Annotated in this window: 12 protein-coding genes and 2 pseudogenes; 2 read left to right on the top strand and 12 right to left on the bottom strand. The window is 56.3% G+C overall.

Annotation, left to right across the window (positions count from 1 at the left end):
- Positions 1-23: 23 nt before the first annotated feature.
- A complete protein-coding gene (locus BM321_RS07215; protein WP_177345116.1) occupies positions 24-671 on the bottom strand; it encodes an AraC family transcriptional regulator in 648 nt (215 codons plus the stop codon).
- A gap of 66 nt (positions 672-737) precedes the next feature.
- Here BM321_RS07215 and BM321_RS07210 point away from each other — a divergent pair, with 66 nt between their 5' ends.
- Positions 738-1,373, top strand: coding sequence for a helix-turn-helix transcriptional regulator (locus tag BM321_RS07210; RefSeq protein WP_092332651.1), 636 nt, complete (start codon positions 738-740; stop codon positions 1,371-1,373).
- A gap of 55 nt (positions 1,374-1,428) precedes the next feature.
- Here the strand turns inward: BM321_RS07210 and BM321_RS07205 are convergent, their stop codons facing one another.
- From BM321_RS07205 to BM321_RS07180, 7 genes and pseudogenes are all read right to left on the bottom strand, one after another.
- Positions 1,429-2,214, bottom strand: coding sequence for an ABC transporter substrate-binding protein (locus BM321_RS07205; protein ID WP_092442020.1), 786 nt, complete (start codon positions 2,212-2,214; stop codon positions 1,429-1,431).
- A 105-nt stretch (positions 2,215-2,319) separates the two neighbouring features.
- Entirely contained in the window at positions 2,320-3,270 is a 951-nt protein-coding gene (locus tag BM321_RS07200; RefSeq protein WP_092442019.1) for an ornithine cyclodeaminase family protein, read from the bottom strand.
- Positions 3,267-4,244, bottom strand: a complete 978-nt coding sequence (locus BM321_RS07195) for a threonine/serine dehydratase (protein ID WP_092442018.1) — start codon at positions 4,242-4,244, stop codon at positions 3,267-3,269. Before BM321_RS07195 ends, BM321_RS07200 begins: the two co-directional genes overlap by 4 nt.
- Before the next feature lie 24 nt (positions 4,245-4,268).
- Positions 4,269-5,411: a succinylglutamate desuccinylase/aspartoacylase family protein gene (locus BM321_RS07190; protein WP_256573396.1), complete on the bottom strand. Its 1,143-nt coding sequence runs from the start codon at positions 5,409-5,411 to the stop codon at positions 4,269-4,271.
- A 143-nt stretch (positions 5,412-5,554) separates the two neighbouring features.
- A pseudogene (locus BM321_RS31210) lies at positions 5,555-5,728 on the bottom strand (hydroxyacylglutathione hydrolase); the annotation flags it as partial.
- An 8-nt stretch (positions 5,729-5,736) separates the two neighbouring features.
- Positions 5,737-5,961 (bottom strand): annotated as a pseudogene (locus tag BM321_RS07185) (NAD(P)/FAD-dependent oxidoreductase); the annotation flags it as partial.
- Positions 5,962-6,336: 375 nt separating this feature from the next.
- Positions 6,337-7,146 (bottom strand): isocitrate lyase/PEP mutase family protein, encoded by an 810-nt coding sequence (locus BM321_RS07180; protein ID WP_092325883.1) that lies wholly within the window; start codon positions 7,144-7,146, stop codon positions 6,337-6,339.
- A gap of 369 nt (positions 7,147-7,515) precedes the next feature.
- On the opposite strand from BM321_RS07180, the gene BM321_RS07175 reads away from it, so the two are divergent.
- Positions 7,516-7,971, top strand: a complete 456-nt coding sequence (locus tag BM321_RS07175) for a hypothetical protein (protein WP_092442017.1) — start codon at positions 7,516-7,518, stop codon at positions 7,969-7,971.
- Between the two features lie 22 nt (positions 7,972-7,993).
- Here BM321_RS07175 and BM321_RS31140 read toward each other — a convergent pair whose 3' ends face one another.
- The 4 genes from BM321_RS31140 to BM321_RS07155 all read right to left on the bottom strand — a co-directional run bounded on the left by BM321_RS31140 (position 7,994) and on the right by BM321_RS07155 (position 13,241).
- Complete coding sequence (locus BM321_RS31140) at positions 7,994-9,553, bottom strand: M10 family metallopeptidase C-terminal domain-containing protein (RefSeq protein WP_092442016.1); 1,560 nt, start codon at positions 9,551-9,553, stop codon at positions 7,994-7,996.
- A 319-nt stretch (positions 9,554-9,872) separates the two neighbouring features.
- The gene (locus tag BM321_RS07165; protein ID WP_092442015.1) at positions 9,873-10,625 is read right to left on the bottom strand and encodes an SDR family oxidoreductase; all 753 of its coding nucleotides are present in this window, start codon (positions 10,623-10,625) and stop codon (positions 9,873-9,875) included.
- A 499-nt stretch (positions 10,626-11,124) separates the two neighbouring features.
- Positions 11,125-11,571 (bottom strand): hypothetical protein, encoded by a 447-nt coding sequence (locus BM321_RS29570; RefSeq protein WP_139230468.1) that lies wholly within the window; start codon positions 11,569-11,571, stop codon positions 11,125-11,127.
- 140 nt (positions 11,572-11,711) lie between these two features.
- The gene (locus BM321_RS07155) at positions 11,712-13,241 is read right to left on the bottom strand and encodes a DUF2235 domain-containing protein (protein WP_092442014.1); all 1,530 of its coding nucleotides are present in this window, start codon (positions 13,239-13,241) and stop codon (positions 11,712-11,714) included.
- Positions 13,242-13,868 lie beyond the last annotated feature (627 nt).

Genomic DNA, 13,868 nt, shown 5'->3' with positions numbered 1-13,868 from the left:
GGAAGATACCGTGATGGCCGGACTCATCTCTCGTACGTTTGTGACCGGCCGAGGCTTTTCCGGTAAGCCCCAGGAGTCGTGCCAAACACCCGGAAAAAATGCCGCGCCAAATGGGTTTGATCGCAGAAGCCGCAGGCAGCTGCGACATCCGCCAGTGCCGCTCCAGACCGGAGCTGGCGACGGGCATCGTTCAAGCGGGCCACGACACTATGGGCGTGAGGCGGTATACCGAACTGTCGAGTGAACTTGCGGGTGAATGCTTCGCGACTCAGGCCGACTTTTGCAGCCAATCGGGCAATGTTTGGTTCTGCTGGGATAATCGCATCGTTAGCATGAAAGAGCGCACCAATAGCGCTGGCGTACGTGTCGGCACCGGGGCGAAAGGTGAGCACATGCGGTTGAGCGCCTAGTTCGAGGTCGCTGATGTAGAGATTCAGGCAACGTGTCCCAGACTGCACTTCCGCCAGGCTGGCGTGAGGACAGCCTGCGGGGATGTGCAGGCAGGAACCCGCCGGAACATGGATGCGCTCGCCACCGATGCGAAAGAATCGACATCCGCTGATCACGAAGGTGAGTTGATGTTCATCATGGAAATGCACGCCAGACACCGGTGTGTCATCACCTGACCAGGCGCCGTATTCGGCGAAGTCATCGCGCCAATAAGTCCACATCCACTCACTCCGGTTTTTACCTATGATTCGTTTATGATGGTACGCATTCTGACAATCGGACCCGACATGAGCCCAACGCGCGACGCCTTCGCCAGCCGCCTGATCAACTACAAGACCATCGCCGACAGCATGGCCACTTTGCTGTTTCCACATGCAGAGGTGGTGCTGCACGATTTGGCGACGCAAACGGTCGTGCACATCGCCAACAATATCTCCAAGCGCAAGATCGGCGACGACTCGGCGTTGGAAGAGGTCGGTGGCGATCTGAGCCAGCAATTGAGCTTGGGCCCTTACGAAAAACTCAATTGGGATGGCCAGCGCGTAAGGTCTATCACCAGTGTCCTGCTGGACGGTCAAGGTAAGCCCGAAGTGGCGCTGTGTATCAACCTCAACTATTCAGTACTGGAGCAGGCGCGGGATGCGCTGAATCTGTTCTTCCAGGCCAGTCGAATGGTCACCCAGCCCGAAGCGCTGTTTCGTGACGACTGGCAAGAGCGTATCAACACATTCCTGCACCGCTGGCTGCAGGACAGACACCTGGCGCTCAACAGCCTGACTCGGGCCCATAAACGCGACCTGATCGAGGCTCTGTTTCACGAAGGGGCTTTCGACGGTAGAAGCGCCCACGATTATGTTGCCAACGTCCTGAACATGGGGCGCGCAACCGTCTACAAATACGTTAAAGCGTTCCGGGACGCCTGATCGAGAGGCTGAGGGATGGGAGCGAACAAGTCCGCTCCCGATGTCTCAGCACCGATCATTGCCCATAGATATCGAAGCTGAAGTACTTCTGATCAATCTTTTGATACTCGCCACTAACCCTGAGCGCGGTAATCGCGCTATTAAAACGGCTTACCAGGTTCTGATCATTTTTGCGCACAGCAATGCCCACGCCATCACCGAAGTATTTCGGATCGCGCAATGGCTCCCCCACAAAGGCGTAGCCCTTGCCATTGTCGGTATCGAGAAAGCCCAACTGCACAGCGACGTCATCGCCCTGTACCGCATCGAGACGACCTGCCAACAGATCGAGATACGCCTCGTTCAGCGTGGCATAACGCACAACTTCTGCGGCTGTGGGCACCAGCACTTCAGTGGCGAAGCGGTCATGGGTGCTGGACCGCTGCACGCCAATGCGCTTGCCCTTCAGTTCGCTGAAGTTGCTGCTCAGGGCAAAGCCTTTCTTCATCGCGATGCGACTTGCGCTCTGGTAATACTTGTCAGTGAAATCCACCGATTTCTTGCGGTCTTCAGTGATGGTCATCGAGGACAGAATCGCGTCGATCTTGCGCACTTTCAGCGAGGGAATCAGGCCATCGAACTCCTGCTCGACCCATTCGCACTTGACCTCCATCTGCTTGCAAAGCGCGTTGCCGATGTCGTAATCGAAGCCGACGATCTGGCCATCGGCGGCTTTCGAAGCGAAAGGAGGATACGCCGCTTCGATACCGATCCTGAGGGTGTCCTGGGCGAATGTCGCCGGAGCGACAAATGCACAAACGAGTGAGAGGGTAGTCCAACGCAACAACGGCTTTACAGTCATGATCCAGATCTCCGGCAAGTCGCCCGTTAAAGAAGGTCGATGAGCGTCCCGGACCGAGCCGGAACGCCTGTTGCAGTGGCAGTAAAGCGATTGAAAGTCAGGCCCTCACGCTTGGGCGCAGGACTCCAGTGCGCAGCGGGATATCTGTGCATCCTGTACCGCGACACCGGTGAGATCGACGATGGTGATTTGCTGATCGTTGGTGCGCCCGCTTACGTCACCCGCCAACACCTGGCCGAGCTCCAGCAGCTGTTCCTTGTCGATCAGCCCGGCTTTAAGCGCATGAGAAATTTCTCCGTACTGGCTGCACTGTGCGATCGAGTCCACGACGATGACATCAGCGCGGCCAACCAATGCCGGATCCAGCTCCTGTTTGCCCAAAGTATCCGCACCCACGGCGGTGATATGTGTCCCTGGGCGAATCCACTCGCTCTTGAGCAGTGGCTCACGAGAAGGTGTAGTGGTGACGATCAGATTGGCCTTGAGCGCGAGCTGCTGAGCGTTCAGCGTCGTTTCCACACCAAACCCCAAGGCCTCTGCAAAGTCGCGATAGGCATCCAGTTCAGATTGCCTGCGCCCCCAGACGATGACGTCGCGGCAATCTGTGACGGCCGTCAACTGCTCCAGTTGCATGCGCGCCTGCATGCCGGTGCCGACGATGCCGATTGCCTGAATGTTCGATGGCGCCAATGCTTTCGCGGCGATCTGCCCGGCGAGGGCGGTGCGGATGCAGGTGAGCCAGCCACCGTCCTGTAACAACGCCAGAGGCTGCCCGGTCTGAGCGGACAGCACCAGCATCAGACCATCGTTGCTTTCCAGCCCTTTGGAAGGGTTGTCATAGAAGCCGGTGGAAATCTTCACCGTGAAAGTGTCTTCACCCTCGACCCAGGCCGATTTGATACAGCAATCGCCGTTGGCTTGCGGGAAAACGAAATTCTGTACCGGTGGGACTTTGACCTTGCCCTTTGAAAAAGCGACGAACCCTTGCGCGACCTGTTGGGCCGCCTCGGTCAGGTTCAATGCGCTGATGATCTGTTGTTGGCTATAAACGTTCACTGGATGGCTCCGACGAATTTTTCGAGCAGGATGTTGCGGCCGCACAGGACCACGGCGATCCGTTTGCCTTGATAATCGCCAGCTAGTTTCAGGGCCCCGGCAAGTGCGACTCCGGCTGCGCCTTCGATGATCCAGCGCTCATAGCGCGCAACCGCTTTCAGGGCGGCGCGGATGTCGTCTTCACTGACCAGCACTGTGCGATCGATGACGCGCTGGCACAGGGGGAAGGTGATGCTGCCAGGCTCGATACCGCCTGCCGTGCCATCGGAGAGCGTGTCCAGTTCATCCATTTCGATGATTTCGCCGGCGGCCAGGGAACGTTCCATCGTCGGGGCGTTTTCCGGCCAGCAGCCGACGATCTCGACCTTCGGGCTCAGGTGCTTGAGCGCCGTGCCGATGCCCGACACCATACCGCCGCCACCGACCGCTACGAACACGGCATCGACTTCCGGCAACTGTTCGTGAATTTCCATGCCGATCGTGCCTTGGCCCGCGATGATTTGCAGGTCGTTATACGGCGAGACGAACAACGTGCCCTGACGCTCCGCCTGGCGCGCGGCCTCCAGTTCAACGCTCAGCGGATCGGTATCGAGGGTGACGACTTCGGCACCCAACGCGCGGATCGCATCCAGCTTCAACGCCGAAGCCGTGGTGGTTGCATACACTGTGACTGACACACCGGCGGCCTTGCCCGCCAGTGCCACACCTTGGCCATGGTTGCCGGAAGATGCGGTGATTACGCCTTGCTGGCGCTGCTGTTGGGTCAGCAAACGGACCTTATTGCTGGCACCGCGGAATTTGAACGAGCCCGTGTGTTGCAGGTGCTCACACTTGAGGTACAGCTCGACTCCGCTCAAGGCTGACAGACGCGGGCTATAGGTCAGCGGAGTTACGGAAACCCCAGGACGTAGCTCCGTGTGGGCCTGCTGGATGGCGCCGAACAGCTCGGCGAAGGTTTGATTGTCGATTGCCATGAGACGTCCTGATTGAGTATTTGATTAGAAGTGCTGCAGCAGCTTGCCTGGTTGACGGTGCGGAAGGGGGGTCTTGCTGGCGAGCAAGGCAACGCGCTGTCCTGCGCGGACCAGCTTGAAAAGAGGTTGCACAATCACGACGCCATCGACATCGCTATTCACCGCAATTCGCGGTGTGCCCAAGGGCGCATCAAGCGGCACAATTTCGGCGATCAGCTCATCGCGGCTCACAGCTTCGCCAAGACGTTTTTTCCACACGAGCAGGCCGTTGCCGTTTGCCTGTAAATGCGATGCGCCCTCCAGCGGATACACCTCTACCCGATGCACGTCCGGCTCTGGCACCTCCATCGCCAACAGACCCTCGAGAGCCAGGAAGCGCAAGATGCCTTCGGCGTCTTCCCGTGCCAGTTCGTCATCGACATCCGCCTGTCCGCGCAACTCGATGCTCGCCGCAAAGCCCCTCTGCTCTGGAGAGGCCAAGCCATTTTCGACGAGCATTCCCCAGGGCTTGTTGTACGCCTCGTCGAACGGCTGGCCGCCCGCTTCATCCTCTAGGAACACTGTCCCGATGTTCATGCACGCCGCGAGGTCGACAGCGCGTTTGCGTTGGTCGTTGATGCAATAGAGGTGCATCACGGCAGCGGTGTCGCAGTGCAGGTCAAGCACCAGATCGTGTTTGAACGCTTCTTGGAGCAGGGCTCGCTTGCCGCTTGCCACGCATTCCCGTAACGCAAGGCTGCTTAGCGATTGACCGAGCAGGTCCTTGAGTTGTGCTCTGTCAGAACGCTGCCCGGTGAGTGGCGAAACGATTTCCGCTAGTGCCTGGGTGGCATCTGGGAAGTTGCGGTTGAAGTTTTCCCCGTTAGCCAGATTAAAGCGCCCGGTCACATAACCGAATACGTTTTGTCCTAATCCGACAGGGTTTGCGAAAGGGCAAATCACAATATCCCCAAGAATGCGCTGCTCTTGTTCCAACCTCTGCAAGCGCTGTAACAAATGCTGCACCACCAGCAATCCGGGATGTTCGTCGGCGTGCAGGCCGGCCTGAATATAGGCGCTACGCCCGCCGCTCCCGCCTGTGAATCGATGCTTGATTAGTTGATGCTGGCTTCCGGGCGCAGGCGAAGGCAGCGTTACGATTTCTGTGATGACGGGCATGACGATCACCGACAAGTGTGGAATATTCGTCTACGGTAGATAAATTATCCACGACATGCAATGATATGGACAGCGAAATGACCAGCTCTACAAAATTGAAGGGTGCGCCCGGTCTTCTAAAGGAAAGTAAGGAGATCGCCCATGGTCGCGGGCCCACAGCCGCCGGCGAACAAGGTATCACCGCAGAACAGCGCATTCCCCGTGCGGTAGGCGATATGGCCAAGGGTATGACCACCTACATCAATGACATCGAACGTGGCATCCAGTGCTTCGACATGCACGTGGTCGCCCTGTGTAACCGGACGGTCCACACAATCGATCGCCTCGGCCGCGATGCGCCGAGTTCTTTCCAGTCCGGGAAGAGTTCGTTCAGGGCGCGGGGCTCGAACACCGCGCCGGAGAGGATGTGCGCACCGACTTCGGAACCTTTTTCGACCACGCAGACGCTGATTTCCTTACCGGCTTCGGCGGCGTTCTGTTTCAGTCGGCAAGCGGCAGACAGGCCTGCGGGGCCGGCGCCGACAATGACCACATCGAATTCCATGTATTCGCGTTGCAGCGAAAATTCCTGACTTGGAGGGGAAATGTAATGAGCGGTTGCCGCCGTCTCTGGTGCTTACAGAATCTTTCGGGATTGGAGCAAATGATTTCTGCGCTGAAGTTCATTGCTTCGAATGCCTCTTCCGTAGGATTAACCTCGACGGGGCGGGTACAGTAATTTGAAATCTGCGAAAACTTTATCCAGGAGGGCCTTGATATTTATCTCGCGCGTGCAAGGCCTGACCGGGTCGTAAAAGAACCTTGCACGATCAGTTGTTGAACAAGTACATGACTGCCGACCGCTGCAAAACCGGTTGCTTAATGGTGACCATGGCGTCTTCGCGGCAATGGCCACACCCTGATACGAACGTTTGGCCTCGTCCGCAGGACAGCATTACTCGGTTTTCACCGCCATCAAAGCATTCAATTCGCCGTATGTGTGGGCTTTCAAGGTTTGGGTGTCGAGTTGGCCGTTGTCCAAGAAACTGCGGACCAATGCTCCCATGGCACCGTGCAGAAACTCGGCGATGCTGGAGCCCGCACTGAGTCGTCTGACGCCCAGACGCTTCAATTCGTCGGGGGAGGGCAGTCCGTCCCGGGACAGCAGGTTGACTGGCAGTTTGGTCTCCTGACAGAGGGTGGCAATTTCGTTTGAATCGACCACGCCAGCGGCAAACAGGCCGTCCGCCCCGGCGCTGGAATACAGTGCGGTGCGCTTCAAGAGTTCCCCCAGGCGTTGTTCGGCAGGGAAAAGGTTCTTCAGGTAGACGTCGGTCCGTACGTTAATGAACAACTTGACGCCCGCCTGGTTTGCCACCTTTTTCGCAACGTCGATCTTGCGACCCAGCAGCTCTGGAGAGCCCAGGCCGTCTTCGATGTTGATCCCGACCGCCCCAGCGGCGATGACTGTGTTGATCACTCGACCGACCTGCTCCAGGTCATCGGAGTAGCCGCCTTCGATATCCACCGTGAGCGGTACGCTGAGCACCCGTGCCATCGACTTGACGGTGGTGCTCAGCAGGTCGAGAGGCAACTTGTTGCCATCCTGATAACCATGAGACCAGGCCATGGCCGCGCTGCTGGTCGCTACCGCCTTGCCGCCCAGGCGTTCGACGATGCGCGCACCGCCCGCATCGGCCACATTGGCCAAGACCAGCAGCCCGTTCTGATGCAGCTTGTGAAATGCGGTATCCAGTGCAGTCATGACAATCAAATTCCTTTTAAAGGTTTGCTTTTAATGGCGAGGGGCGGCGTGTTAGGGGCCGGTTGTGCAATGCACATTGCTTAAGTATGGGCATCTGTGACGTAGCATGAGCGAGATCTGAATGCCAGGATCCTGTCCTTCGGGTTTCTCACTCTAAAGATATTGCGATGATCAACGGGGCACAACGTGCTCCTCTCAAACCTGTCTGTGCATGCAGATGAATGGCGGTAGTCAGGGCTAGGGTTATCAATCAGCAAGTGGAACAAACTAATGTCTTGGTAGTCTTGAAGAGTGCCCCTTGGCACCGGACGGTTCTTACATGGGGGGCGGTCTGAACGTTGGAGTATTTTTTTCCATAGGAGGTTTCGCGTGCTCTGGAAGTCAAATCTTGTAGTGCTCGCCTTGTCTGCCGTTGCCTTTTCGGCGCAGGCTCAATCTGATCGTCAAGTGGTCGAGGACATGGTGACTCGCTCGGCCAATGTCTGCCCGGGCCACAGCACCGAACGCACCGCGCCCACGGTGAGGGCGGTGCCTGTCGGCGCGTTACGGGTGATGCTTGACCGCGGCCTGGTCATGTGTCCCGACCGGCGCCTTGATGTCGACGCGCCGGCTGTATTCTACGGTCGAGTTGGCGTATTCGAATGGAACCCCGAGGTGCCTTCAAGCTCGGAGGTGATCGTCAAGCAGATCGACGCCATGACCCGCAAGGACGAGTATCCATCGGACACCTTGGTTTGGGACGCCAAGGGTATGCCACTTGAGCAGCGCACCGTGCCGGCTTTCGAGGCCAAGCCAGGGGCTGCTGTGCTGTACCAGATACGGTAAGCACACAGCGCCGGGCAACAGATCAGACCACGTTATAAGTATGGGGATCTACGGTGCCTATCAGCGTCAGTTCCACAGGTTCAGGCGCGGAAAGATCCCCGGGGAGCGCAGCACTATCGACGCTGGAGCGGGCGACGCTCGCTGTGCTGAACGTCAGGTTGCTGGCGTCGAGTTGTCCGGCAAAGTTTCCATCGAGCACCAGCTCGAAGCGTTGGCCGTCGGCATTGGCCTCGAAGCTTTTCAGATAGGTGCGGGTATCGTCTGCGTTATTTCCAATCAACACGGTGCCGTCGTATCCGTTCCCGATCCCGGTGAAACCCAGGGCACTGAGGTCGATGCGATCCTCGGTGGGATTGAAATCGAGTATGCGGTCGCTGCCACTGCTGTCATCGGTGCGAAAGCTGTCTGTTACGCTGGCATAGCGGAATACGTCATTTCCCGCACCGCCGGAGAGCAAGTCGCGGCCGAGATTGCCTTGCAGCACATCGTCACCTGCCAGGCCGCGCAGGATTTCATTGGTACCCAAGCCTTCCAATACATCGCTGCCGGACGAACCCACCAAACGGGTGCTGCCGTCCGTGCTGCCGAAAGTGCTGTCCAGGCTGCCATCGGCGTTTAGCCGAACCGCGGCAAAATCACTGCCGCCATTGGCGAAAGCGCTTCCTCCGAGCAGAATCTTGCCATCGTCCTGCACCGCTATTGCTTTGCCTGCGGCGTAATCGCCAGGCAGATTAATGCTGACCGAACCTTGGTTGCCGAAACTGACGTCGGGGCTGCCATCGGCGTTGAAACGCAGCACGGTGAAGTCATCGAAAGAGGTCGTGTTGGATAGCAGTATTTTTCCATCGTCCTGCACCGCCACACCGCCGCCGTAGCTGCCAACATCGATCTCCATGATGCCATTGACGCCAAAGTGGGTGTCCAGTTCTCCACCAGCTGTGTATTTGAGCAAGCTGTTATGAAAGTTCGGCGCACCTTGGACGAGTATGCCGCCGTCCGCCAGGGAGGTGAGGCCTAGCACGAAATCAAGCGTTCCAGGGGCCTGCAATGTCAGGATTCCGTTTGTGCCGAAGGAGAGATCTTGTGTGCCGTCGGCATGCAGCTGCGTCACTCTCAGCGTGCTGCCCTCGACGGCCCCCACCAGCACACTGCCGTCAGAGTTGACTTCGACTATCGGTGCGTGGCCGAACCCGCTGGACAGGCTGGCCTGGGCATTGGTGTTGAACATGGCATCGGCTTTACCGTCCGGGCCCCAACGCTGGACGATGGGGGTGTTATCGTGCCCTTCGTGGGCCGCCACCACCGCCCCGTCAGTCTGGACGCGAAGGCTATAGTCCTTTTCGATGGGGATTTGCTTATGAATCACCAGCCGCCCAGCATTGCCGTAGGTCGAATCCACGCTGCCATCGGTGTTGAGATGGGCCAAGGAAAAGTCTTGGCCGTAGTCCAGGTCGAGCGCGTGGTAGGAGAGACCGGCGACCAATACTGAGCCGTCGGGCTGTATGACCATGTCGTAGGCGTTATCGGCGTATCCGTTGACATCGACGATCATGATCCCAGGGGCGCTGTAGGTAGTGGCCATTGCTCCATCCTCTAAAAATATCCAGAAGCATTGACTCTAGCCTAGGACCATTAGTTCGCCAGGCCCACTCGGAATAGGCTGTTGATGCCACCCGTTGGGGCCAGCCAATGGTTGACATACTCAATGATGATCAGAGCGCTTTTTGATGAATTCGTCATGTTCCCGATTCCTGCGGAAACAGCGGCAGAAGTTTCCCGCGTACCGCTGTTTGCACCGCCTGGATTGGACTCGTTCGCCGCTAAGGGCTGAGGCGGGCATTCAGTACCTGATTAACTCAGCCCAGGCGATGTTGCATTCGCGCAATTCTTGAGTTGCGCGCTTAGCCATTCAGCAGGCGGCCGCCGTCAAGGACGATTTCAGAGCCGACCGTCCAGCGCGACTCGTCGGATGCCAGATACAGCACGGCTTTGGCCACCTCGTCGGAGGTCCCGAAGCGCCCAAGCGGAATGGTTGCCGCGATCTCTTTGTTAAGCTGCTCGCGATAAGCTTCCGCAATACCGAGCTTGTCGTAAAGCGGAGTCTCGACGGGGCCAGGGCTCACTGCGTTGACACGGATGCCACGGCCCAGCAATTCGGTCGAGAGCGTCTTCGACATGTTCAGCAATGCGGCCTTCGTTGCGGCATACACGGACGAGCGATCTGCGCCTGCATGCGCGCTTACGGAAGTAGTCAACACGACGGAAGCAGGATTTGCGAAGACTGGCAACAGCGCCTGCATCAGGAAGTACGGCCCTTTGACGTTGATGTCGAAAGAACGGTCGAACATATCTTCCGTCCATTCCTCAATGGGCAGCCAGACGGATACACCGGCATTGAGGAAGGCAACGTCGAGTTGGCCGTAGTGTTCCTTGATGACTTGTGCCAGCTCCTTTTGTGCTGCAACTCTGGCCGAGTCGGCGCGCAGCACCGGCACTTCCGGGCCCAATTCGGCCTGGGCCTTTGCAATCGAATCGGGGTTGACACCCGTTACGATCACGCGAGCACCTTCAGCCAAGAATTGCTTTGCCGTTTCCAGCCCGATGCCACTGGTGCCGCCAGTGATGAGCGTGCGTTTACCTTGCAAGCGCGACATTTGAATTCTCCGGTGAATGACCACTGCGGTCGACATGGAGAAATATGCGCTCATGCCCCGTATCGGATAAGACTGCCTATTCGCATATGGCTCATGCAAATCAGGCATGAATTGAGGTGGAGAAGTGGACCGATTTCTTCCCCTGCCAGGGCATCGGCTGCATAGACGTTGTAGACAAAGCAGTGAGTTTTGGCCAGATAGGGGGCGCCCTCCACGCTGTCGCCCTGCAATACTCCGTTTTGGAGAATATGCGGGACGAAGATGGCTTTGCTGTCGAATGTCTGGAATTGCTCGATGTGATGGGCCGTATTATATCGAGTGTCTTCCTCCCCTTTGAAATACGCCGCCTCGGAGTGAACAAAGCGCGCATTATCGTTAAACTTCGGTCCGCCTATTATCTTTTGTGGGCTTTTCTCCAGCGCTACCACGTAGCCAGGGGAAGTGCAGCGCGGTGCCAGAAGGAAAGTAGAGCATGCTGTGAAATTTCACCGCGTCGCTGCTATCCAGCATTTAAGGCTGTAATCGAGCCACGCCAAGCTCCAATAAAAACTAGCAATGTGACCGCTATTAAACACAGCCAGAATGCAACGGTTATTTTTGTTCTGTGTTTGTTTTTTGTTTTATCGCTATGGAAATGTTCCCAGCCTTTTGCATGTTGATTGCTTTGTGAAACTTCCACTTCTATTTTCTTTATGTAGTCGCTAAGGCGTTGTAAGTGTTGGCCAACATTAAAGCTGCGTAACGCACTGAACAGCGAGATCAGTATCGGAATGCTCCATGCCAAATATGAAAACGGGATCGCCAGCTTTGCAGTTACAAGCCAGGAATAAATAGCGGCAATGGCAAGTATTGCATTTCGCTCCAGGGAGGCTAATTCGGCGACAGCCGCTTCCACTTCTTTGCGAAGTGTCAGGTATTCTTCTTTAAGAAAGCCAGGCACATCCATTTCAACCCCCGTTTAACTAATGTCATGCGACATGCCCTGTAGCGATGGTGCGTCGTATAAGGTTCCTTGTCATCCTATAAGTCCTTGTCTTTGGGCAAGCACCTCTCTAAGAACGAGTAAAAACTGCAAGCAATGCTGCTTCAAGGGTTTTTAACCACCCACCTCAACGCCACGTGTCCACGATTATTGCCATAACAGTTCCAAGCATCATTGGCATACGCATACAAATACCCCGAGCGCTTTGGCACATAGCTGCATCCCTTACCGATCTTGAAACTCTCGGGCTTGATCAAATAACCCTTGGCATCCACGCCGTCGCCGTTTGCGATCGCGCCCATTAGGCAGAACCAGGGGTACTGTTCGTGACGTTTAGTGAAGCGGAAATTGGCATCACTGTTTTTGAAGAGCCTGCCGTACCAGGATTCCACCTGCCCCAACGCACTGGCTACCAAGTGTGCAACTTCCGCAGGCTGAAAGTTGCCGTCATCGGTGCCGTCGGGGCCGCAACTGATGGAGCTGTCCAGCCATTCTCCGGATGCGCTGAAGGTGTAGCTCACGCCCGCTTCCAGCCATAGACCCGTTTCGTTCCAAGGCGAACGTGCCGAGATATCCAGCGACACCGGCGGTTTCGGTGAGATGAGGCGCGACTGTCGATAGGGGTGTTGGGTTATAGGCGGGTCGTCTTGGCGTTTCAGCGCGGAGTCGTGAAAGCAATCAGGTTGTGCGACGAGGTTGGCGATGCTACGCGGCTGGGTTGGCAGCAGGCTGAAAACGCCGTCACAGGAGTCATGCATCATGTCGTGGTAATCAGGTTTGATCTGATTGATCGCGTTATTGAACTGTAGCCCACACAAGGACGCTTCTTCGATCATCCATTTCAAGGCGCCATCTGCCAGGCCGTTTTCGTGATAGCCACCACCAACGTCTGAATGCACCCCTGGAAACCACAACTGCTTCATGTCTTGGTCGGTTGGCACTTCGGTCCATAACGTTGGCTGGAACGTCGCTCTACGTTCATCCATGGCCACTGCGTGTCGAGCGGTCTTTACCGAGTTATGCAAAGTCGTATCGTGGAAGGTGTAACGGTTGCGGTCGTCAAGCAAGTTGAGCAAAGCCATATCGTCCGGAATACCTAATGCACCAACGGTATCCCACACACCAAGGAAGCGGATCGGAATGCTGGCGCTAGTCTTGTTGTGAAACTTCCAACCCAAGTCATCCCAATCTGCACGGTCTTCAAGTTTGCGTCGGTAGCCACGTTTCAATAATTGATCTATTCGCTTCCAAACTTCGGCAGGCTCTAAATCAGCGATTTTCAACAAGCCACAACTGGTGATGAAACCGCACAGGCTTCGCACCGTATATGCGCCGCGACTGAAGCCGAACAGATAGATATCAGAGTCTGCTTTGTAGTTGTAGCACAGTTTCTGATAGGCACTTTTTATGTTGTCATCCAACCCGGCTCCGGTGCCGCCACCAATCGCCTTGTCCCACCACTTGCCGGAGGTCCCCACGCCTGGGTGGTAATACTTTTCCTGAGGAATACCTTTGGCATCGGTTGCTGCAACGGCGTTGTGCAGTCTGACCACGTTGGTGGGGGCTGGTACGCCTTTGTCGAGCTGGTCAGGCGTATTCCAAGTACCATCGCAGCAAATTACGATGTTGGCCATGGCAGGGGTCCTTGCTTCAGTGGTTAGTGAAGTCAAAACCAGTTTATTAAGTGCGTCAAGGTATAGAAACGGGGAAAAAGCTATATGCCTAATTTAAAAACAGATTTTTTTATTGTTTGTTGGCGCAGTGTTACGTAATTGAAACACAATTTACTCTGCAGTTTTTTTCGAACATTGAAATATGACGCGCTCATAAGAAATGGGGGGTGTTTACTGTTCCGGAGTCTCCAGGGTTGTCGGCATTTGAGGCTTTTCTGGTGTGACACTAGGCACTGACGAAAAGAATGTCGCAAACACCGCATTTGACGGGCAGGTCTGCGCACACGATCCGTCCTTCGGTACGCATCACGCTTCCGGGCTCCGTCACCCGGCGCTTCGGCGCGCCTCCCTCGAGAGACATCAAGCGCGCACGCTGGCGTTTTGCCAGAGGCTGCGCTAGCCCATCTGTCGGATGGCTTGTATTTCCAAGCGTCTTGGTCGATACCCCGGAATGACAGCAGCATCGTACCGACCTTTTTTTCAAGAGAATAAAAAAAATGAACATCAGGACTATGAACCTCGCTCCCAGGTTTGCCACGTTCTTCTCACTCATTGTCCTGGTGGTTTTTGCTCTAGGCATCGTCGCCT

It is taken from the genome of Pseudomonas sp. NFIX10, assembly GCF_900111955.1.
Lineage (GTDB): Bacteria > Pseudomonadota > Gammaproteobacteria > Pseudomonadales > Pseudomonadaceae > Aquipseudomonas > Aquipseudomonas fluorescens_AA.
Note: the sequence above shows the minus strand (reverse complement) of the source record. Positions and strands in the feature narration are given on the sequence as shown.

Excerpts from the sequence above, each read along its gene's own strand:
- BM321_RS31140 (WP_092442016.1), bottom strand. The coding sequence starts at position 9,553 with ATGGCCACTACCTACAGCGCCCCTGGGATCATGATCGTCGATGTCAAC.
- BM321_RS07205 (WP_092442020.1), bottom strand. The coding sequence starts at position 2,214 with ATGACTGTAAAGCCGTTGTTGCGTTGGACTACCCTCTCACTCGTTTGT.
- BM321_RS29570 (WP_139230468.1), bottom strand. The coding sequence starts at position 11,571 with ATGGATGTGCCTGGCTTTCTTAAAGAAGAATACCTGACACTTCGCAAA.
- BM321_RS07195 (WP_092442018.1), bottom strand. The coding sequence starts at position 4,244 with ATGGCAATCGACAATCAAACCTTCGCCGAGCTGTTCGGCGCCATCCAG.
- BM321_RS07165 (WP_092442015.1), bottom strand. The coding sequence starts at position 10,625 with ATGTCGCGCTTGCAAGGTAAACGCACGCTCATCACTGGCGGCACCAGT.
- BM321_RS07155 (WP_092442014.1), bottom strand. The coding sequence starts at position 13,241 with ATGGCCAACATCGTAATTTGCTGCGATGGTACTTGGAATACGCCTGAC.
- BM321_RS07180 (WP_092325883.1), bottom strand. The coding sequence starts at position 7,146 with ATGACTGCACTGGATACCGCATTTCACAAGCTGCATCAGAACGGGCTG.
- BM321_RS07210 (WP_092332651.1), top strand. The coding sequence starts at position 738 with ATGAGCCCAACGCGCGACGCCTTCGCCAGCCGCCTGATCAACTACAAG.
- BM321_RS07215 (WP_177345116.1), bottom strand. The coding sequence starts at position 671 with ATGTGGACTTATTGGCGCGATGACTTCGCCGAATACGGCGCCTGGTCA.